Source organism: Streptomyces sp. NBC_01716 (assembly GCF_036248275.1).
GTDB lineage: Bacteria > Actinomycetota > Actinomycetes > Streptomycetales > Streptomycetaceae > Streptomyces.
In genome coordinates this window covers 4409093-4429837 of record NZ_CP109181.1, presented here as the reverse complement: position 1 = coordinate 4429837, position 20745 = coordinate 4409093, and the positions used below count along the sequence as shown (strand labels likewise).

The 20745-nt window shown below is 70.6% G+C and carries 16 protein-coding genes; 8 read left to right on the top strand and 8 right to left on the bottom strand.

Annotated elements, in window-relative coordinates:
• The first annotated feature begins 10 nt into the window (after positions 1-10).
• The 5 genes from OIE74_RS19270 (at position 11) to OIE74_RS19250 (ending at position 4556) form a co-directional block, all read left to right on the top strand.
• Positions 11-922 carry a metal-dependent hydrolase gene (locus tag OIE74_RS19270; protein ID WP_329392350.1) on the top strand — a complete coding sequence of 304 codons (912 nt, stop codon included), beginning with the start codon at positions 11-13 and terminating at the stop codon, positions 920-922.
• A 57-nt stretch (positions 923-979) separates the two neighbouring features.
• Complete coding sequence (locus tag OIE74_RS19265) at positions 980-1942, top strand: MerR family transcriptional regulator (protein WP_329385142.1); 963 nt, start codon at positions 980-982, stop codon at positions 1940-1942.
• Positions 1943-2106: 164 nt separating this feature from the next.
• Positions 2107-2682 carry an RNA 2'-phosphotransferase gene (locus OIE74_RS19260; protein ID WP_329385139.1) on the top strand — a complete coding sequence of 192 codons (576 nt, stop codon included), beginning with the start codon at positions 2107-2109 and terminating at the stop codon, positions 2680-2682.
• Between the two features lie 53 nt (positions 2683-2735).
• Entirely contained in the window at positions 2736-3641 is a 906-nt protein-coding gene (locus OIE74_RS19255) for an LLM class flavin-dependent oxidoreductase (protein ID WP_329385136.1), read from the top strand.
• Positions 3642-3701: 60 nt separating this feature from the next.
• Positions 3702-4556, top strand: a complete 855-nt coding sequence (locus tag OIE74_RS19250; RefSeq protein ID WP_329385133.1) for a Cof-type HAD-IIB family hydrolase — start codon at positions 3702-3704, stop codon at positions 4554-4556.
• 45 nt (positions 4557-4601) lie between these two features.
• Here OIE74_RS19250 and OIE74_RS19245 read toward each other — a convergent pair whose 3' ends face one another.
• The 5 genes from OIE74_RS19245 to hisC all read right to left on the bottom strand — a co-directional run bounded on the left by OIE74_RS19245 (position 4602) and on the right by hisC (position 13999).
• A complete protein-coding gene (locus OIE74_RS19245) occupies positions 4602-6386 on the bottom strand; it encodes a GAF domain-containing sensor histidine kinase (protein WP_329392349.1) in 1785 nt (594 codons plus the stop codon).
• Between the two features lie 130 nt (positions 6387-6516).
• Positions 6517-10080: a thiol reductant ABC exporter subunit CydD gene (gene cydD, locus OIE74_RS19240; RefSeq protein ID WP_329385131.1), complete on the bottom strand. Its 3564-nt coding sequence runs from the start codon at positions 10078-10080 to the stop codon at positions 6517-6519.
• A 21-nt stretch (positions 10081-10101) separates the two neighbouring features.
• The gene (gene cydB, locus OIE74_RS19235; protein WP_329385128.1) at positions 10102-11103 is read right to left on the bottom strand and encodes a cytochrome d ubiquinol oxidase subunit II; all 1002 of its coding nucleotides are present in this window, start codon (positions 11101-11103) and stop codon (positions 10102-10104) included.
• 16 nt (positions 11104-11119) lie between these two features.
• Entirely contained in the window at positions 11120-12649 is a 1530-nt protein-coding gene (locus OIE74_RS19230; protein WP_329385125.1) for a cytochrome ubiquinol oxidase subunit I, read from the bottom strand.
• A gap of 270 nt (positions 12650-12919) precedes the next feature.
• Entirely contained in the window at positions 12920-13999 is a 1080-nt protein-coding gene (hisC, locus tag OIE74_RS19225; RefSeq protein ID WP_329385123.1) for a histidinol-phosphate transaminase, read from the bottom strand.
• 451 nt (positions 14000-14450) lie between these two features.
• Here hisC and OIE74_RS19220 point away from each other — a divergent pair, with 451 nt between their 5' ends.
• The 3 genes from OIE74_RS19220 (at position 14451) to OIE74_RS19210 (ending at position 18236) form a co-directional block, all read left to right on the top strand.
• Positions 14451-15563 carry a LacI family DNA-binding transcriptional regulator gene (locus OIE74_RS19220; protein WP_329385120.1) on the top strand — a complete coding sequence of 371 codons (1113 nt, stop codon included), beginning with the start codon at positions 14451-14453 and terminating at the stop codon, positions 15561-15563.
• A gap of 228 nt (positions 15564-15791) precedes the next feature.
• On the top strand, positions 15792-17270 hold the full coding sequence (locus tag OIE74_RS19215; RefSeq protein WP_443076161.1) for a metallophosphoesterase: 1479 nt from the start codon (positions 15792-15794) through the stop codon (positions 17268-17270).
• A gap of 153 nt (positions 17271-17423) precedes the next feature.
• A complete protein-coding gene (locus tag OIE74_RS19210; protein WP_329385118.1) occupies positions 17424-18236 on the top strand; it encodes a hypothetical protein in 813 nt (270 codons plus the stop codon).
• A 43-nt stretch (positions 18237-18279) separates the two neighbouring features.
• Here OIE74_RS19210 and OIE74_RS19205 read toward each other — a convergent pair whose 3' ends face one another.
• From OIE74_RS19205 to OIE74_RS19195, 3 genes are all read right to left on the bottom strand, one after another.
• Complete coding sequence (locus OIE74_RS19205; protein WP_329385115.1) at positions 18280-18951, bottom strand: response regulator transcription factor; 672 nt, start codon at positions 18949-18951, stop codon at positions 18280-18282.
• Positions 18944-20041, bottom strand: a complete 1098-nt coding sequence (locus tag OIE74_RS19200) for a sensor histidine kinase (protein WP_329385112.1) — start codon at positions 20039-20041, stop codon at positions 18944-18946. The genes OIE74_RS19205 and OIE74_RS19200 overlap by 8 nt, the downstream gene beginning before the upstream one ends.
• 157 nt (positions 20042-20198) lie before the next feature.
• Complete coding sequence (locus tag OIE74_RS19195) at positions 20199-20720, bottom strand: hypothetical protein (RefSeq protein WP_329385110.1); 522 nt, start codon at positions 20718-20720, stop codon at positions 20199-20201.
• Positions 20721-20745: the final 25 nt, after the last annotated feature.

Genomic DNA, 20745 nt, shown 5'->3' with positions numbered 1-20745 from the left:
TCCTGAAGGGATAGCCGTTTCGGACGAGCCGTATGTGATCGCTCCCCGGCGGGTGTCGTTCGACTGGCGCGACACTCCACTGCACTGGATACCCGACGAGCCGACCGCCACGCATGTCATCAACGTGCTGCATCTGCTGCTCCCCGCGGGCGAGCGCTGGTTCGTCAAGGTCTTCAAGGAGGCCCTGCCGCTGGTGCGTGACCCGGTGCTGCTCAAGGACGTCAAGGGGTTCATGGGCCAGGAGGCCACGCACAGCGTGCAGCACGCGTATGTGCTCAACCACCTCGCGGAACAGCGCCTGGACACCGAGCCGTACACCCGGCACGTCGACTACCTCTTCGAGATACTCCTCGGCGAGGAACCGCCGTTCGGGGTGCCGTGGCCACGTCGTGAGTGGTTGCGGTTCCGGCTGGCGATCGTCGCCGCGATCGAGCAGTTCACGGCGGTCCTGGGGGACTGGGTGCTGCGCGCGGACGCGCTGGACCACGCGGGGGCGGACGAGGTCATGCTCGACCTGCTGCGCTGGCACGGCGCCGAGGAGGTCGAACACCGGTCGGTGGCCTTCGACATGTACCAGCACTGCGGCGGCCCCGATCCGGTGCGCTACGCCCGCCGGCTGGAGACAATGGCCGTCGCGGCGCCGGTGATGCTCTGGTTCTGGGTGCGCGGGGCGGCGTATCTGATCCGGCACGATCCGCAGCTCGCGGGGCGGCCGCGCTACTCGCTGCGCAAGCACAACCGGGCGGTGGCCAAAGGCCTGTTGCCGGCCTGGGGCGAGCTGGGCGCGGCGGTGCCCCGGTACTTCCGGCGGTCGTACCATCCCTCGCGGGAAGGCTCGCTCCGCAGGGCCGTCGAGTATCTGGCGACCTCTCCCGCGGCCCGTGCGGCTGCCGGAGCGGTCGGCCGGGCAGCGCTGGGATAGCCGGGACAGCCGGGACAGCCGGGACAGTGGCGTGCCGGGGCCGTGGGAGGAGTAAGCGTGTCGGAGGACTCGGGGACGTCGCGGCCCCCGGCCGGAGGCCGGTACCGGATCGAGGACCTGGCGCACGCGAGCGGCGCCACCGTCCGGACCATCCGCGCCTACCTGGACCGCGGGCTGCTCCCCGCCCCGCAGCGGCGGGGCCGGGCCAATGTGTACGGGGACCCGCATCTGGCCCGGCTGCGGCAGATCGCGGACCTCCTGGACCGGGGCTACACGCTGGCGTCCATCAAGGAGTTGCTGGAGGCGTGGGACGCCGGGCGCGGTCTGGGCGGGGTGCTGGGCCTGGTCGCCGAGGTGCACGGGCCGTGGACGGACGAGCGGGCCACCCGGGTCACCCGCGCGGAGCTGAATGAGCGGTTCGGCGGCTCCCCCGACGAGGCGGCGCTCGCCGAGGCGGTGGAGCTGGGGGTGCTGGAGCGGATCCCCGGGCGGGACGACGAGTTCCTCGTACCGAGCCCCCAGGAGCTGGCGGTGGCGGCCGAGTTGTACGCGGCGGGGGTGCCACTGTCCGCGATCTCCGGCCATCTGCGGGAACTTCGCGGGCAGGTCGAGCACATCGCCGCGCGCTTCCTGGAGTTCACGACCGAGCACGTCTTCGCCCGCTATCTCGGCCATCGCCCGCCGACGGACACGGACGCGGCCGAAGCGGCGTCGCTCGTACGACGTCTGCGCCCGCTCGCCCGGCAGACGGTCGACGCCGAACTGGCCCGCGCCATGCGGGTGTTCGCGACCCGGCATCTTCAGAGGCACCTGGTGTCGGGGGACCTGGGGCCGCCGGACGCCGGGACCCGGTCCGTGGCGCTTCCGGCCGGGACGATCGACGCGGTCCAGGGGCTCGTTGGGGAGGAGAGCGTTCCGGAGTTCATCGCGACGGCCACCGAACGGGAGGTGCGGGCACGGGCCTTGGACGCGCTCACCGCAACCCACAGACAGAACAGTCAACTTGACCAAATGGGTTAATTCAGGCACTCGTTGTCCACAGATTCGCCAAATAGCCTGTGGATAACCTGAGTTGACTGTGGATCAAACATTCTCGCGCTGATCGTTTGTGGATCGGATCGAAGCGTGCCGGACCGGACCGAAATGAGTGGCGCGTGCCCGACGCCACCGGGCACGCTGTGTGAATGACCCGAACACACACACCGGGCGCGGGAACGCCCGACGAACGACGCACCGTGAAGGTGTCGAAATACCTCTCGAAGCACCTGCGCCACCAGCCCGAACGCATCGGCCTCACGCTCGACCCGAACGGCTGGGTGGAGGTCGACGCCCTGCTCCGCGCCACGGCCGAGCACCGCTTCCCCCTCACCCGCGCCGAGCTCGACCACGTCGTGGCCATGAACGACAAGCGGCGCTTCACGATCGAAGGCACCAGGATCCGCGCCAACCAGGGCCACACGGTCGAGGTCGACCTGGACCTGCCACCGGCCGAGCCGCCCGCGTACCTCTACCACGGCACGGTCGCCCGCAGCCTCGACGCGATCCGCACCGAGGGCCTTCGCCCCATGAACCGCCACCACGTCCATCTCTCCCCCGACCGCGAGACAGCGACCCGCGTCGGCGCCCGCCGCGGCCGCCCGGTCGTCCTGCCGGTGGACGCGGCGGCGATGCACCGCGACGGCCACGTCTTCCGGGTGAGCGCCAACGGCGTCTGGCTGGCCGACGCCGTACCCCCGCGTTACCTCCGCTTCGGCGCCTGAGCGGCGAGGAGACCGGCGCCTCGGCCGCCGGGAGCCGGACGTACGCTCGGAGCATGAGTCTGCGTCTGAGCACCGTGATCCTTCCTGTTGACCGCTGGCACGAGGGAGGGCGCGCGAAGTGGCAGCGTGCCGAGGAGCTCGGCTTCCACACGGCGTACACCTACGACCACCTCTCCTGGCGGACCTTCCGCGACGGCCCCTGGTTCGGCGCCCTGCCCACGCTCACCGCCGCCGCGGTCGCCACGGAACGGCTCCGCTTGGGGACGCTCGTCACCTCGCCCAACTTCCGGCATCCGGTGACCCTCGCCAAGGAGCTGATCTCCCTGGACGACATCTCGGGCGGCCGGCTCACCCTGGGCATCGGCGCCGGCGGCAGCGGGTTCGATGCCACCGCCCTGGGGCAGGAGGCGTGGAGCCCGCGTGAGCGGGCCGACCGGTTCGGGGAGTTCCTGCCCCTTCTTGACCAGCTGCTCACCGAAGACGCGGTCACCCGGCACGGCACCCACTACTCGGCCGTCGAGGCCCGGAACATCCCCGGCTGCGTCCAGCGCCCCCGGCTCCCCTTCGCCGTCGCCGCGACCGGCCCGCGCGGGCTGAAGCTCGCCGCCCGGTACGGCCAGGCCTGGGTGACCACCGGTGACCCGAGTCTGTACGAGGAGGGCACCCCGGCCCAGTCGGTGGAGGCCATCCGCGGCCAGATGGGGAAGCTCGGCGCCGCCCGCGCCGAGATCGGCCGGGACGCCGGGCCGATGGACAAGATCCTGCTCACCGGTTTCACCCCGGACCGTGCCCGCCCGCTGGAATCGGTCGACGCGTTCGTCGACTTCGCGGGGCGCCACCAGGATCTGGGCTTCACGGAGCTGGTCGTGCACTGGCCCATCGCCGATTCGGACTTCGCCGCCGACGAGGCCGTCTTCGAGAAGATCGCCACCGAGGCCCCCGCGCAGCTCGGTGCGTGAGGGCGCTCACATGTGCGTTCCTCCGCGTTCACCTGCACACCTGTGCGGGAGTATGGACGGGTGACCTCAGCTAGCGAGTCCCCGCTTCCCGCCCGCCCCCGGCTGATCGCCACCGATCTTGACGGAACGTTGCTACGGGACGACAAGACCGTCTCGGACCGGACCGTCGCCGCCCTCGCCGCGGCCGAGGAGGCCGGGATCGAGGTCTTCTTCGTCACCGGGCGGCCGGCCCGGTGGATGGAGGTCGTCAGCGATCATGTGCACCGTCACGGGCTGGCCATCTGTGCCAACGGCGCCGTCGTCGTCGACCTGCGCCGAGGCGGGGAGCTGGTCGAGGTGCGCGGACTGGACCGGGGCGCCGCGCTCGGCGTCGTACAGGCTCTGCGCGACGCGGCGCCCGGCACGGTGTTCGCCGTCGAGACGACGACCAGCTTCAACTACGAGCCGGAGTACCCGCCCTTCCTCGACGACCCGGGCGCGCACGTGGCCCCCGCCGAGAAGCTGCTTCAGGTGGCGGAGGACGGTGACGGCGAGGCGGTGGTGAAACTGCTGGCGCACCACCCGACCCTGACCCCCGACGGTTTCCTCACCCTGGCCCGTACCGCCGCCGGGGACCTGGCCTCCTTCACGCGCTCCAGCCCCACCGCGCTGCTTGAGGTCAGCGGCCTCGGGGTCAGCAAGGCGAGCACGCTCGCGCTCTGCTGCGCCGAGCGCGGCATCTCCTCCGACGAGGTCGTCGCCTTCGGGGACATGCCGAACGACGTGGAGATGCTGGCGTGGGCCGGTACGTCGTACGCGATGGGCAACGCGCACCCGGATGTGATCGCGGCGGCGTCGGGCCGCACCGTGGCGAACAACGAGGACGGTGTCGCCGTCATCATCGAGCAGCTCATCGCCCGCGTCGTCGCACCCTAAAGCGTGTCTTCGAAGTCCCGCCTGGCCCGCGGCGTCTGGCACGGCCTAGAGCGGCGCCTGCCACAGCACCGACGTGCCGGCGCCGTGCTCGCCCAGACCCGGTCCGACCTCGCTCGATCCGCCCAGCGACTCGGCGCGCCGCCCCAGATTGCGCAGGCCGCTGCGCCTGCCGCCCGCCGGGATGCCCACGCCGTCGTCGGCGACCGACAGCCGTACGGCGGGGGTGCCGTCGGGCAGTCGGGCGTTCGCGTCGACCGTGACATGGATGCGGGATGCCCGCGCGTGCCGGAAGGTGTTGGACAGGGCCTCGCGGAGGGCGGCGATGAGGTTCTTGCCGGTGAGTTCGCCAACGGCCGAGTCGACCGCGCCGACGAAGCGGTGGGTGGGTTTGAAGCCGAGCGGCACGGCCGCCATGTTGATCTCGCGCAGGACCCGGGTGCGCAGCCCGGACGGCGCCTCGGCCGGGCCCTGTTGCAGGGCGAAGATGGCCGTACGGATCTCCTGGATGGTGACGTCCAGTTCGTCGACCGCCCTGCCCACACCTGATCGCACCTCGGGCACGTCCGAGTGCCGCTGCGCGGTCTCCAGCATCATCCCGGCGGCGAACAGGCGCTGGATGACCAGGTCGTGGAGGTCGCGGGCGATGCGGTCGCGGTCCTCGTACACCGCGAGACGTTCCCGGTCGCGCTGCGCCTCGGCCATCATCAGCGCGAGTGCGGCCTGGGAGGCGAACTGGGTCGCGAGGGTGCGTTCCGACTCGGTGTAGGGGCGGGCGCCGATCGCGCGCGGGGTGACGAGTACGCCGAGCACCCGGCCGTCGCTGTGCAGGGGCAGCAGCATGGCCGGGCCGAAACGGGAGGACAGCGGGGAGATCAGACGCGGGTCCGTGGTGCAGTCCGCGACGTACGTGGCCTCGCCGGCGAGCAGTTGGGCGACGACGGGGCTCTTGCCCGGGATCCGGGTGCCGAGGAAGACCTCGGGGTTGTCGGCCGAGGCGGCGACGACCTCCAGCCCTCCCTCGGGGGTGGGCAGCAGGACGAAGCCGGCGGCCGAGTCGGCGAGCCTGCGGGCCTGTTCGGCGACGACGGTGAGGGCGTGGTGGGTGTGCTCGGCGGAGTCGGTGTGCTCGGGCCGGTCCGCGTGCTCGCCGCCGTCGGCGTGTTCGGCGGGATGGTCTGCGGGGTGCCCGTCAGCGGGCTCGGCGGGGTGGTCAGCGGGATGGTCGGCCGAATTCCCCGACAGCAGGGCCGTCGTGACGGCCACCGAACCGTCGATCCAGCGCTCGCGCTGCCGTGCCGCCTCGTACAGCCGCGCGTTGCCGATGGCGAGGCCCGCCTCCGTCGCCAGCACCCGCATCATGTGCTGGTCGTGTTCGGTGAATTCGGCTCCGTCGTGCTTCTCGGTGACGTAGAGATTCCCGAGGCTCTCGCCGTGGACGCGGATCGGAACGCCGAGAAAGGTCCGCATCGGCGGGTGGTGCGGCGGAAATCCGACCGCGCGCGGATCCGCGGTGAGGTCGGCGAGCCGAATGGGTTCGGAACGGCGGATCAGCTCGCCGAGCAGCCCGCTGTGGCCGTCCGGGCGGCGGCCGATCCGCCGCTCGACGTCCGCGTCCACGCCGTAGGTGACGAAGTCGGAGAGCGGGCCGCCCGCCTCCTCGACAGCGCCGAGCGCCGCGTAACGGGCGCCGACGAGGCGGGCGGCCGTCTCGCAGATGCGGTCGAGGGTGGAGTGCAGTTCGAGGCCGGTACCGACCGAGCGCATGGCTTCGAGCAGCTGCGGGACGCGGGCGGTGAGCTCGGTGGACCTGCTCTGGAGCCGGCGCTCCATGTCGGCCTCGGTGTCGGCCTCGGCTTCGGCGTCCGCGTCCGCGTCACGAGGCGCGGTCCCGTCGCCGGGACCGCCCTGAGGGGAGTCCTTGGGGAAGTCCTGAGGTTCGGGCGCCTTCATGCCCTTGACATTAGTTAGTCCCATTTGCGGTGGAAAGTCGAGAGCCGTGGCCGACCAGCCCCACCGGCCCCCGCTCGCGCTCCCACATCCTCCGCAACGGCCCCTCCACCCCCACCAGCTCGGCGTACGGCCCGCGCTGCACCACGCGCCCGGCGTCGAGCACGATCACCTCGTCGACCGCGTCGAGACCCTGGAGCCGATGGGTGATGAGCAGCGTCGTACGCCCTTCCGTCACCGCCAGCAGGTCCGCCGTCAGCGCGTCGGCCGTCGGCAGGTCGAGGTGTTCGGCGGGCTCGTCCAGTACGAGGACGGGGAAGTCGGCCAGGAGCGCGCGGGCCAGCGCCAGTCGCTGCCGCTGGCCCCCGGAGAGCCGCGCGCCGTGCTCGCCGACGTGGGTGTCGAGACCGGCCGGCAGCCCGTCGGCCCACTCCAGCAGGCGGGCGCGGCGCAGGGCGTCGCGGAGGTCGTCCTCCGTCGCGTCCTTGCGGGCGAGGGCGAGGTTCTCGCGTACGGAACTGTCGAAGAGGTGCGCGTCCTGCGCGCACAGCCCGACGAAACGCCGCACCGTGTCGCCGTCCAGCGCCGCCGCGTCCGTCCCGCCGAGCCGTACTCCGCCTTCGCGCGCGTCCAGGAAGCGCAGCAGCACCTGCGCGAGGGTCGTCTTGCCGGCCCCGGACGGCCCCACGACGGCCACCCGCTTCCCGGCGGTCAGCGTCAGATCGACGCCGCTCAGCGCGTCGCTCTCCTGCCCCGCGTACCGGGCCGAGAGCCCCCGTACCTCCAGCGGGAACGGCGTCGCGGGAGCGGCGGCCGGGCGCTCGGGCTCCCGTACGGGGACGGGCGCGTCCAGCACCTCGTACACCCGCTCGGCGCCGCGCGCGGCCCGCTGCCGGTACTGGACCGCGAGCGGCAGTCCGGCGACCGCCTCGAAGGCGGCGAGCGGGGTCAGTACGACGACGGCCAGCGCGACACCCGGCAACCGCCCGTCGTGCACGGCGCCCACACCGGCGTACGCGGCGGCGGCCACGGTCAGCCCGCAGATCAGCGCGGACAGGCCGCCGCCGAGCGCGGTGGCACTGGCGCCGCGCGAGGCGATGGCCGTCAGCGTCACGTCGGCGTCGCGGGCCGCGCCGATACGGCTCCGGAGGGCGCCGGCGACGGTCAGTTCGGCGCAGCCGTCGAGGAGTTCGGCGACCCGGGTCGCGAGCAGGCCGCGCGCGGGGGCGAGCCGCCGCTCGGCACGGCGCGCGCGGGCGCCGCTGACCAGCGGCACGCCGACGCCGGCGGCGAGCAGGCCGAGGGCCAGTACCGCGCCCGCCTCGGGGAGCAGCCAGCCGGTGAATCCGACGGCTCCCGCGCCGACGAGCAGGGCGGAGCCGACCGGCAGCAGCCAGCGGAGCCAGTAGTCCTGGAGGGCGTCGACGTCGGCGACGAGCCGGGAGAGCAGGTCACCGCGCCGGGCCTCGCGCAGCCCGGCGGGGGCGAGCCGTTCGAGCCGCCGGTAGACGGAGACCCGGAGGTCGGCGAGCATCCGCAGCACCGCGTCGTGGGACACGAGGCGTTCGGCGTACCGGAAGACGGCGCGCCCGATTCCGAAGGCGCGGGTCGCGGTCACGGCGACCATCAGATACAGCACGGGCGGCTGCTCGGACGCGCGCGAGATGAGCCACCCGGACACGGCCATGAGCCCGACGGCGGACCCGAGGGCCAGGCTCCCCAGCACCAAGGCCAGCAGGAACCGGCCCCGCAGGGCCCCGACGGCGGCGCGCGTACGGCGGAGGGGGTGCGCCCAGACGCGGGTCCCGGCACCGGCGTCGCCCTCGTCGGGTCCCCCCGCATCCAGGTCGCCACGCGCCGGACCGGGGGCCGCCGGACGTGCGACCGCGGCGGACTCGACAGCCACGCCCGTCCCCGCCGTCCCTCCCCCCAGCTCGATCACCCGGTCCGCCACCGACAGCAGCGCGGGTCGGTGAATCACCAGGATCACCGTGCGGCCCACCGCCAGCCGGCGGACCGCGTCCACGATGCCCGCCTCCGTCTCGCCGTCCAGCGCCGCCGTCGGCTCGTCCAGCAGGAGCACCGGGCGGTCGGCGAGGAAGGCGCGGGCCAGGGCGAGGCGTTGGCGCTGCCCGGCCGACAGGCCCGTACCGTCCTCGCCCAGCACGGTGTCCACGCCCCGGGGGAGCGCGGCCACGAAGTCGTACGCCCCCGCGTCCCGCAGCGCGTCGCGTACGGCGGCGGCGTCCGCGTCCGGGCGGGCCAGGGTCACGTTCTCGGCGATCGTCCCCGCGACGAGGTACGGGTGCTGCGGCACCCAGGCGATCTGTTCGCGCCAGCGGTCGAGGTCCAGGGACGACAGATCGGTGCCGCCCACCCGTACGCGGCCCTCCGTCGGTGCGGTGAAGCCGAGCAGCACGTTCAGCAGCGTCGTCTTCCCGGCCCCGCTCGGGCCGACCAGCGCGACCGTCTCCCCCGGCTCGACCACCAGCGTGGCGGCGTCCAACGACGGTTCGGCGCGGCCTTCGTGGCGGACCGTCACGCCCTCCAGCTCCAGGCGTGGCGAGCCCGGTACCTCACCACCCGTCCCCGGTACCTCACCACCCGTCCCCGGACCCGAAGGCGCCGTCTCCAGCACCGCGAAGATCTCCTCCGCCGCCGCCAGCCCCTCCGCCGCCGCGTGGTACTGCGCGCCCACCTGCCGCAGCGGCAGATACGCCTCCGGCGCCAGGATCAGCACCACCAGGCCCGTGTAGAGATCCAGGTCCCCGTGGACCAGCCGCATCCCGATGCCCACCGCGACCAGCGCCACCGGCAGGGTCGACAGCAGCTCCAGTGCGAAGGACGACAGGAAGGCGATGCGCAGCGTACGGAGCGTGGCCCGCCGGTATTCGGAGGTGATCGCCCGCACCGACTCCGCCTGCGCCTTCGCCCGTCCGAAGACCTTCAGCGTCGGCAGCCCGGCGACCACGTCCAGGAAGTGGCCGGACAGCCGTGACAGCAGCTGCCACTGACGGTCCATCCGGGACTGGGTGGCCCACCCGATGAGCACCATGAAGAGCGGAATCAGCGGCAGGGTCAGCACGATGACGCCCGCCGACACCCAGTCGTCGGTGACGATCCGCGCCAGCACCGCCACCGGCACCACCACCGCGAGCCCGAGCTGCGGCAGATAGCGCGCGAAGTAGTCGTCCAGCGCGTCCACGCCACGGGTCGCCAGCGCGATCAGCGAACCGGTGCGCTGCCCGCTCAGCCATCCCGGCCCCAGCTCGGCGGCCCGCTCCAGCAGCCGGCCGCGCAGTTCGGACTTGACCGCGGCGCTCGCGCGGTGCGCGGCCAGTTCGGTGAGCCACGCGACCAGTCCGCGCCCGACGGCGACCGCGCCCAGCAGGAGCAGCGGCGTACGGAGCCCGGAGGCGTCGAGGCCGTCCTCGAACGCCCCCACCACCACCTCGGCGATGATCATCGCCTGGGCCACGACCAGCCCCGCACCGGCCAGTCCCAGGAGCACCACCGCCACCAGAAAGCCACGGGTGGCCCGTGCGTACCGCAGCAGACGCGGATCGATCGGTTTCACGTGAAACACCCGCCCAGTCAGCTAGTGCGCGTCCGCGATGTGATGCGTACCGATGCGCTTGCGGAAGACCCAGTACGTCCAGCCCTGGTAGAGCAGCACCAACGGCGTCGCGATGCCCGCGCACCAGGTCATGATCTTCAGGGTGTACGGCGTCGAGGACGCGTTGGTCACCGTCAGGCTCCACTGCTCGTTGAGCGAGGACGGCATGACGTTCGGGAAGAGCGTCAGAAAGAGCATCGCGACGGCGGCCACGATCGTCAGCCCGGAGAGCGCGAACGACCAGCCCTCTCGCCCCGCCCTGATCGCCACCACCGCACCGGCCAGCGCGAGCACGGCCACGACCATCGCGGCCAGGCTCCCGCCGTCACCGTTGTCGAGCTGGGTCCAGCCCAGGAACCCGAGCGCCAGCACGGCCGTGAACAGCCCCAGCGTGAACGCCAGCTTCCGTGCCCGCGCCCGGATGTCCCCCACCGTCTTGAGCGCGGCGAACACAGCGCCGTGGAAGGTGAAGAGCGTCAGCGTCACCAGCCCGCCGAGGAGCGCGTACGGGTTGAGCAGATCGGCCAGGTTTCCCACGTACTCCAGGTCCGCGTCGATCTTCACGCCGCGCACGATGTTCCCGAAGGCCACCCCCCACAGCAGCGCCGGCAGCAGCGAGGTCCAGAAGATCGCGTGCTCCCAGTTGCGCTGCCAGCGCTCCTCGGGCCGCTTGGCGCGGTACTCGAAGGCGACACCGCGCACGATCAGACAGACCAGGATGACCAGCAGCGGCAGGTAGAAGCCGGAGAAGAGGGTGGCGTACCACTCGGGGAACGCGGCGAAGGTCGCGCCGCCCGCCGACAGCAGCCACACCTCGTTGCCGTCCCAGACGGGCCCGATGGTGTTGATGAGGACCCTGCGCTCCTTGCGGTCCCGCGCGAGGAGTTTCGTCAGGACGCCGATCCCGAAGTCGAAGCCCTCAAGGAAGAAGTAGCCGGTCCACAGGACGGCGATAGTGACGAACCAGACGTCGTGGAGTTCCATGATTCGGTTCAACTCCTCAGTACGAGAAGGCCATCGGGCGGTCGGCGTCCTTCGCGTCGTGACCGCCGATCTTCGTGGGTGGGTTGAGGTCGTCGTCGGTGAGATCGGGCGGACCCGCCTTGACGTACTTCACGAGCAGCTTGACCTCCACGACGGCGAGCACGGCGTAGAGCAGAGTGAAGACGATCATCGAGGTGAGCACCTCGCCCTGCGACGTACCGGGGGAGACGGCGTCGGCCGTGCGCAGCACCCCGTAGACCACCCAGGGCTGCCGGCCGGTCTCGGTGAAGATCCAGCCCCAGGAGTTGGCGATCAGCGGGAAGAGCATCGTCCACAGGGCGACGAGCCAGTACATGTGGGCGAACCGGGGGCTCAGCGCCTTGTTGCGGAAGAGCACGAGATGGGGCACCTCGTCCTCGCCGGTCCGCAGCCGCTTCGGCAGCAGGAACTTCCGCCGGGTCAGCCAGAGTCCGAGGAGCCCGATGCCCAGCGACGCCATGCCGAAGCCGATCATCCAGCGGAAGCCCCAGTACGCGACGGGGATGTTGGGCCGGTAGTCGCCGGGCCCGTACTTCTCCTGCTCGGCCTTCTGCACGTCGTTGATGCCCGGCACGAAGGACTCGAAGTCGCTGTGCGCGAGGAAGGAGAGCAGGCCGGGGACCTCGATGGCGACCTTGTTGTGGCCCTTGTCCACGTCCCCGTACGCGAAGACCGAGAACGGCGCGGGCGCCTCGCCGTCCCAGAGGGCCTCGGCGGCGGCCATCTTCATCGGCTGCTGCTCGTACATGATCTTGCCGAGCGTGTCGCCGCTGACGGCGGTGAGCAGACCGGCCGTCACCAGGGTGACCAGGCCGAGCCGGAGCGAGGTCCGCATCACCGGGATGTGCTGCTGGTGCCCCTTGCGCCCCCGGCGGGCGAGATGGAAGGCGGAGATGCCGACCATGAAGGCGCCGCCGACCATGAAGGCCGCCGTCATGGTGTGGAAGAACTGGGCGAGCGCGGTGTTCTGCGTCAGTACGGCCCAGAAGTCGGTGAGTTCGGCCCGGCCGCGCTCCTCGTTGATGCGGTAGCCGACCGGGTGCTGCATCCAGGAGTTGGCCGCCAGGATGAAGTAGGCGGAGAGGATTGTGCCGATCGAGACCATCCACATACAGGCCAGATGGATCTTCTTGGGCAGCTTGTCCCAGCCGAAGATCCACAGTCCGATGAAGGTGGACTCGAAGAAGAAGGCGATCAGCGCCTCGAAGGCGAGCGGAGCGCCGAAGACGTCGCCCACGAAGCGGGAGTAGTCCGACCAGTTCATGCCGAACTGGAACTCCTGCACGATGCCGGTGACGACACCCATGGCTATGTTGATCAGGAAGAGCTTGCCCCAGAACTTCGTCGCCTTGAGGTACTTCGGATTCGACGTCCGCACCCAGGCGGTCTCCAGGCCGGCGGTCAGCGCGGCGAGCGAGATCGTGAGGGGGACGAAGAGGAAGTGGTAGACGGTGGTGATGCCGAACTGCCATCGCGCGAGAGTCTCGGGGGCCAGTGCGATGTCCACGTCGTCTCTCTCCTTCTCCTTACGGGCCCCGCGCCGGGGGCTGCGGCCTGTCCCGAAAGTCCCGGTAGGAAGCGGACGAAACAGGAGGCATCGAGCATGCTTGTGAACGCGTTCACATTCACAAGCAAAAGTATGGCGCACGGCCCGACCGGATCTTCAAGGGGGGGGTCCCCTTCGAACATCCCGCCGTGACCGCGCGCCCCGACCGCGCTCCGACCGCGCCCTGGCCCGCGTACCGTGGCGCCCCGCGGGCGCCCCGCCCGGATCCGCTCAGCTCTCCTCGCGGAAGGACTCCGCCGTCCGCAGGAACAGGTCGTTCGCCTTGTACTCGCCGATCGTGACCCGTACGCCCTCGCCCGCGAACGGCCGGACCGTCACACCCGCGCGCTCGCACTCCGCCGCGAAGTCGGTCGTACGGTCCCCCAGACCCAGCCACACGAAGTTGGCCTGCGTCTCGGGCACGGTCCAGCCCTGACCGCGCAGCGCCTCGCTGACCCTGGTGCGCTCGACGACCAGCTCCGCCACCCGCTCCAGCAGCTCCTCCTCGGCGCGCAGCGAGGCGACCGCCGCGTCCTGTGCGATCTGGCTCACCCCGAAGGGCACCGCGGTCTTGCGCAGGGCCGCGGCCACCCGCTCGTGGGCGATGGCGAAGCCGACCCGCAGGCCCGCCAAGCCGTACGCCTTGGAGAAGGTCCGGAGCACGGCCACATTCGGGCGCTCCCGGTAGATCTCGACGCCGTCGGGGACCTCGGTGTCGCGGATGAACTCCCGGTACGCCTCGTCCAGCACGACCAGGATGTCGGTCGGCACCCGGTCGAGGAAGCGCTCCAGCTCGGCCCGGCGGACGACGGTGCCCGTGGGGTTGTTGGGGTTGCAGACGAAGATCATCCGGGTCCGGTCGGTGATGGCGTCCACCATCGCGTCCAGGTCGTGCACCTGGTCCGCGTCCAGCGGCACCTTCACCGAAGCGGCGCCCGAGATCTGCGTGATGATCGGGTACGCCTCGAAGGACCGCCACGCGTAGATCACCTCGTCGCCGGGGCCGGAGGTGGCCTGAAGCAGCTGCTGGGCGACGCCCACGGAGCCCGTACCCGTCGCGACATGCGAGACCGGCACCTCGAAGCGGTCGGCGAGCTCGCTGGTCAGCCCGGTGCACGCCATGTCGGGGTAGCGGTTGAACGCCCCGGCCGACGCCAGCACGGACTCCATCACGCCGGGCAGCGGCGGATAGGGGTTCTCGTTCGACGACAGCTTGTACGAGACGGCCTCGCCCACCGCCGCCGGCCTGCCCGGCTTGTAGGTCGGGATGCCGTCCAGCTCGGCGCGCAGCTTCGGGCTCGTGTCGCTCACCGCGGGGTCCTCCTCGGGCGCTCTGGGGTCTCCGTACACATGATCGACCCACCTCATGCGGATGTACCAATACTGCTCACCCTAAGAGGATTGCCGGGCCCTGCGAATACCCCTCCCGGAACCGGGCCCCGGACGGCCCCCGCACGGGCCCCGAGGCGCCGCCGGGCAAGTGAGGACCGGGCTCCGAGCGGGGGAGCCCTAGCGCATCCGGCCCGCGCCGGTGGCTGACTCCATGGCGTGCGTCACCCATAAGGGTGAGTTGAGACCTCTTCGAAACATCGGACTGTCGCCAGGCCCATCAAGCTCCACGCTTGACAGACCACAACCGAATCGCTCAGCGACCTTGTTTTCCACGCCTTCCAAGCGTTGTTGATCATGCAGAAACGTGACTCTTGGGAGGTGAATGTGCGACCGGCCCCACCACCTTGATGAGCCCTACTATCGGCTCGCCATGACACCAGCAGGGAAACACCAGGTGAGCCGGACGGACACATCCCGCCGGGGCAGCCGGCAAGGTCGGGCGGGCATCCGGGACGTGGCCGCCGCAGCCGGTGTCTCCATCACGACCGTCTCCGACGCGCTCAACGGCAAGGGACGGTTACCCGACGCCACACGCCGGCATGTCCGAGAAGTCGCCGAGCGGCTGGGCTATCGCCCGTCCGCCGCGGCCCGAACCCTCCGTACCGGCAAGTCGGGCCTGATCGGCCTGACCGTCACCACATACGGGGACGAACCTTTCACCTTCACCGAATTCGCCTACTTCGCCGAGATGGCACGGGCCGCGACCTCCGCGGCGCTCGCCCGCGGGTACGCGCTCGTCATCCTCCCGGCCACTTCCCGCCACGACGTCTGGTCGAACGTCGCGCTCGACGGCACCGTCGTCATCGACCCCTCCGACCACGACCCGGTCGTCACCGAGCTCGTCCGCCAGGGCCTGCCCGTCGTCTCCGACGGCCGCCCGGCCGGCACCCTCCCCGTCACCGCCTGGGTCGACAACGACCACGAGGCCGCCGTACTCGATCTGCTCGACCATCTCGCCGCGGCCGGCGCACGCCGGATCGGGCTGCTCACCGGGACCACCACCGACACGTACACCCGGCTCTCCACCACCGCGTATCTGCGCTGGTGCGAGCGGGTCGGACAGGACCCCGTCTACGAGTCCTACCCCGCGCACGACCCCTGCGCCGGGGCCGTCGCCGCCGACCGGCTGCTCGCCAGGCCCGACCGGCCCGACGCGGTGTACGGGCTCTTCGACCCCAACGGCACCGACCTGCTCGCCGCCGCGCGGCGCTACGGCCTGCGGGTGCCCGAGGACCTGCTGCTGGTCTGCTGCAGCGAGTCCACCGTGTACGCGACCACCGAGCCGCCCATCACGACACTCTCGCTCAAGCCGCGCCGTATCGGCACCGCCGTCGTCCAGTTGCTCATCGACGCCATCGAGGGGACCGACACCGGGCGTCCCGTCGAACAGGTGATACCGACGGAGCTGATCGTCCGGACCTCGTCCCAGCGGCGCCCGCCCCGTACCACCGTCAGCGCTCCGAGGTCTCCCGCCAGGGACTGAGGCGGACGGACACGCTCCGCATCACACAATTCGGGCGATCCGCGTGAAAACAGCCGACGAAACGTGGGTGGAATCGGATTGACCACCCCTGGTGCGTCACACAGGGGTGGCTGCATTCCTATGATGGGCGCACGACACCGCGGACCTTCCCCTACCTCCGGTGGGGATGCCCCGCCCGAACAGGCGGACCCAGAGGTGTACGGAGGCGCGACGGTGGTGGAGGGGTCGATGACTCAGGGGGCCGGGACCGGTCAGGGACCCGTGGTGCGCACGGCGACGCTGCGCGATTTCCGGGTGCCGCCGTACACGCAGGTTCCCGTACGGCCGGAGCGCCCGGAGCAGCCCGCGCCGCCCGAAGAGACCACGCGGGCCGGGGAGTCGGGCCGGTCCGGCGAGTCCGCGCCACAGCTGACCGCGGTCGCGGTCGCGCCCACCGGGACAGCCGAAACCTCCGAGACCGCCGTCGGCCGGCCGGCCGCCGCCACGCCGCCGGGCGCTCCGGCGGGACTCGGTATCGCGCCGCGTACGGACCCGCGGGGCGTCACGTTCCCGACGCCCGAGGCGGCGGAGTCCGCCCCCGGGCCGACGCCGGTGGCCACGGGGGTTTCTGACGCCCCGTCACGCCCCGATCCGCGCAGCCACGCGTACGCGGGCCCCGCGATCCCCTCCCAGGCCGTCACACCCCCCGTCACGGCCGCCGTGACCCCCGCCGCGCCCGCCGCCGACGTCACCCCCACCGACCATCCCGGCAACGCCGTCCCCCGCGACGAGGTCCCCGAGGGCTACACGCCCACCGAGCGCGACCTCCCGGTGATCAAGCGCGGTGACACCGTGCAGGTGACCGTCGCCCCCGTCCCGAGCCCCGGCACCGCGGACGGCCTCGGCCCGCTCTTCGTCGTCGGCGACGTCCACGGCTATCTCGACGAACTCGTCGCCGCCCTCGCCGAACAGGGCCTCATCGACGGTGAGGGCAGCTGGGCCGCGGGCAACACCCGCCTGTGGTTCCTCGGCGACTTCACCGACCGGGGCCCCGACGGCGTCGGTGTCATCGACCTCGTCATGCGGCTCTCCGCCGAGGCCGCCGCCGCCGGCGGCTACTGCAAGGCCCTGATGGGCAATCACGAACTGCTGCTGCTCGGCGCCCGCCGCTTCGGCGACACCCCGGTCAACTCCGGTGCCGGCACCGCCACCTTCCAGGCCGCCTGGCTGCTCAACGGCGGGCAGAAGACGGACATGGAGCGCCTCCAGGACGTCCATCTCCAGTGGATGTCCCGGCTCGACGCCCTCGTGGAGGAGGACGGGCATCTGCTGATGCACTCCGACACGACCGCGTATCTCGACTACGGCGACAGCATCGAGGACGTCAACGACAACGTCCGCGCCATCCTCACCCGCAACGACGCGGACGAGTGCTGGGACATCTTCCGCAAGCTCACCAAGCGTTTCGCGTTCCGCGACAACGGCGGTTCGGAAGCGGCCAGGGAGCTGATGGCCGCGTACGGCGGGCAGCGGATTGTCCACGGCCACAGCCCGATTCCGTATCTGCTCGGCGAAGTCGGCACCGAGGACGCGTCGGACGACGAGGAGAATTCGGGACCCGTGGTCGACGGGCCGCATGTCTACGCGGACGGGCTCGCCATCGCCATGGACGGCGGAGTGACCATGGCCGGAAAGCTTCTGGTCGTACGGCTCCCACTGCATAACTGAGCAGAGTGGGGGCAGGTGTTTTCGGTAAACCCCCTGTCACCCCGTGCCTTAATCGCTCTACCATCGGCTCATCCGTAGCAGGCTCTCCTCCGTTTTCGCCAATCGTCCGTTCTGTACGGACAATCCGGCCCTACGGAGCATCGGGGGACGCACATGAACAGCGCTCCGCATCTGCTGAACGAGGATCGCGCCGATTTCGAGCGGATTCTCGACGAGACGCTGCGCCATGCGCACGACCGTCCGGATCTCGCCGATGTCGGGCAGCGCCTCAACACCGAACAACTGCGCACCATGGCTCTGGGCGCGACGTCTCTGATAACCACCGCCGCGGCGGTCGAGTACGAGCACTACGCGAAGGTCCGGGAGGAATTCCGTACTCCGGCCACCTCGCCGGTGGGCAACTCCGTACTGAGCCCGGCCGTGCAAGGGCCGAGCGAGACCGGCGCGGGTCTGGCCGCCGTCGTCGCGGTCCTGGTGCCGGCTCTCGGAGGCGCGGCGGCCGTCGTCTTCCTGCTGGTCGGCTTCCTGCTGAGACTGCTCAGCCCGGTGCCAGCCTTCTCCGACACCCTGGTGACGGTCGGTCTGTTCTTCTGCGCCGTCACGGCCGTCGGTCTGGCCGCCGGCGGGGCCGGGCTGCTGATCACAGCCCTGCGCAACGGGTCGACGCAGGTCCCGGCAGGCCAGCCGGACAGCGGGTGGCCCGACGAGGTGTCACGGGCCCGTGAGGCGTGGCGCACCGCCCTGCTGGAGCGGGGGATCCTGCCGTTCCTGCGGGAGGCCCTGGCCGCGCCCGGCGTGGAGCCCGCGCCGAAGGTCCGCCCGGCCCGGCATCTGCCGAAGATGGGCTACAGCCGCCCGGACTTCTCCAGCCCGGACGACGGCGCTTCGAGCGGCCAGCGCCCCACGTACTCCAGTCCGGACTTCTCCAGCCCCGACTTCGGCGGACCCGAGCACCGGCCGGAATAGGTCACCGGGAATCGGCCGGGCCCGCGTCACACGGCGGCGGGCGTCACGGCTGCTGGTACGGGGCGATGATCCCGGCGTCCATCGCCCGGCGGATCGCGTCCACCCGCGACACCGCGCCGAGCTTCCGGTACGCGTTCGTCAGATGGCGCTTGACGGTAGTCTCGGCCAGGAACAGCGTGGCGGCGATCTCCGCGTTGCTGCGCGCCTGCGCGACGTAGCTGAGGATCTCGACCTCGCGCGCGGACAGGAGCCGGTCGGCGGCCGGCCCGTCGAGACCTCTGATCATGTTCCGGGTCACCGAGAAGTGGATCCGCTCCGGCTCGCGGATCACGGAGTGGATCGAGGTGACCAACTCCCGGCTGGAGACGGACTTCAGCAGATAGGCGGTGGCGCCGTCGTCCAGCACGCCCCTGAAGAGCACGGGGTCGTCGTGCATCGTCAGCACGATGCAGCGGGTCTCGGGGCAGTGCCTGCCGATCTCCCGTACGGTCTCCCGGATCCCCGGGCCCGGCATCTGTACGTCCAGTACGGCGATGCCCGGCCGGTGTTGGCGTACCAGCTCCACGGCTTCGGTGCCGCTCGCGCCCTGGGCGACGACTTCCAGCCAGTCCTCCAGGGAGAGCAGGTCGGCGAGCAGCTCCCGGAAGAGGGTGTGGTCGTCGGCCACGACGACGCTGGTGACGTCGGCTCTCGCGGGCTTCCCGGCGTCAGCCATGCCGGCGCCAGTTGATCAGCGGGATGGAGACGTTGACCGTCGTCCCGCCGCCGACCGAACTGTGGATGCTGGGGTTTCCGCCGAGCAGTTCGGTCCGCTCGCGGATCGAGATCAGGCCGCCTCGCCGGGTCTTGGCGAGCGTGGCCACCTCGAAGCCGGCGCCGTCGTCGATGACGGACGCCTGGACCAGCGTCTCCGTGACCCTGATCGTGATCCACAGTTCGTCGGGGTCGGAGTGGCGCAGCGCGTTTCTGGCCGCCTCGCGAATGATGAAGTAGAGCTCTTCCGCCGCGGCCGCCGGTATTTCGTCGACATTTCCTGTGACGGTCAATTCGGCCCGGACACGGTCCGGGACCGTGGAGTCGATGAATTTGGTGAGGGCGCGCTCAAGATCCGTTTCGGACACCGATTCCCTCAGCTCACCCGAGAGATCACCGATTTCCCGCAGCGCCACCTTGAGCGCTTCCTCGGCCGATTTCAGCTTCGACCGTACGACGGCGCTCTCGCTCTGGATCAGCGGATCGCACAGTTCCAGTTCGAGCATGGCCACCAGGACTTCGTGGGCGACCCGGTCGTGCAGGTCCCTGGCTAGCCTGTGCCGTTCGTCGAGATGGGAACTGTGCAGTTTCTCGCGAAGGAATTTAATGTAGCCGACACACCCGAGCGCGATCTGTGTCATCACCGCGTCGTTCAACGTCAGCGCGGTGTCCAGGAATTGGTCCGCCGAGGGTGTGGCCGGCAGGAGCTCGCGTACGACGACGGGAAGCGCGGTCTCGTAGAACAGCTCGGCGGCGCGGACCGTCTCGGTCGGATGGATGCCGCGCGACGCCCGGGTCCTGCTGAATTCGGCCGCCCCTCGAAGGGATTCCCGGCTCGGCGCCGTCCTGGTACGGAAACCGGTTCGCGCGCCCCGCGCTATGTCGTCCAGCAATAACTCGACCTGGTTGACAAGTAACGCACTTATTTCAGGTTCTTCGAGCAGCGCGCTGTCCATGGCCCGCAAGCGCTGGAAGAATGGCTCAACAATATTAGCGCGAACTTCGTTCGGCAGACCGGGATTTCCGGCATGCCCTTCCGGATCGATCGCCACGGCAGCCCCCCGCCATTATCCCGCAGCCTCCCACGTGATATTTAGGGAGTATACGTGGCCAAGCAGGGCTTTCAAGAAACAATATTCACCACAATTCCGCCAAACACCTACATTCCGTAGTAAAACTCTGTTATGAGTTAGGTCAAGTTCCGCGATCTCACGATTCGTGCGGCAGGCCGACTTCGAGCCGGTAACCGCATGAGCCGGTGTGCGCCATCTGGCACAGCCCGACATCCGGATCAATGTCGTCCGGCAGATCCATCGCCTTGATCCAGCCGGTCAGCCGCTCACCCGGACCACAGTGGTAGACCTTGTCGATTCCCGCCTTCTTGACGCCCTTGTAGGCGAAACACGTGATGACCTTGAGATCGTGTGTGCCGTTGTCGAACGACTCCTCGGCCTCGAACAGTGAGCCGAGATAGAGATCCACGGCAGCCTGGAACAGCCGGCGGTACTGCTCGACGGTCTCGACCTTCTCGATCCCGAGACCGCGCATCAGCCGGACCATCTCCTGGCGCCCGAACTCGCGCACCACCGCGATGTTGGCCTCGTTGGCGCCGTCGACGCCGCCCGACAACGCGGTCTGGTAGTACCAGAGGCCGTCGGTGGCCATCCACGAGCGGCGCAGCAGCTCCTCGCGCTGCGTCGCCGTGAGTTCCGGAGTGGGGTCCGCGCTCATGGGGTCAGTTCACCTTCTCTTCGTC

What these genes read in the sequence shown, in the direction of transcription:
- OIE74_RS19260 (WP_329385139.1), top strand. Translation starts at nt 2,107, where the DNA reads ATGACCCGAACACACACACCGGGCGCGGGAACGCCCGACGAACGACGC.
- OIE74_RS19255 (WP_329385136.1), top strand. Translation starts at nt 2,736, where the DNA reads ATGAGTCTGCGTCTGAGCACCGTGATCCTTCCTGTTGACCGCTGGCAC.
- OIE74_RS19245 (WP_329392349.1), bottom strand. Translation starts at nt 6,386, where the DNA reads ATGGAGCGCCGGCTCCAGAGCAGGTCCACCGAGCTCACCGCCCGCGTC.
- cydB (WP_329385128.1), bottom strand. Translation starts at nt 11,103, where the DNA reads ATGGAACTCCACGACGTCTGGTTCGTCACTATCGCCGTCCTGTGGACC.
- OIE74_RS19220 (WP_329385120.1), top strand. Translation starts at nt 14,451, where the DNA reads ATGACACCAGCAGGGAAACACCAGGTGAGCCGGACGGACACATCCCGC.
- OIE74_RS19215 (WP_443076161.1), top strand. Translation starts at nt 15,792, where the DNA reads ATGACTCAGGGGGCCGGGACCGGTCAGGGACCCGTGGTGCGCACGGCG.
- OIE74_RS19210 (WP_329385118.1), top strand. Translation starts at nt 17,424, where the DNA reads ATGAACAGCGCTCCGCATCTGCTGAACGAGGATCGCGCCGATTTCGAG.
- OIE74_RS19205 (WP_329385115.1), bottom strand. Translation starts at nt 18,951, where the DNA reads ATGGCTGACGCCGGGAAGCCCGCGAGAGCCGACGTCACCAGCGTCGTC.
- OIE74_RS19195 (WP_329385110.1), bottom strand. Translation starts at nt 20,720, where the DNA reads ATGAGCGCGGACCCCACTCCGGAACTCACGGCGACGCAGCGCGAGGAG.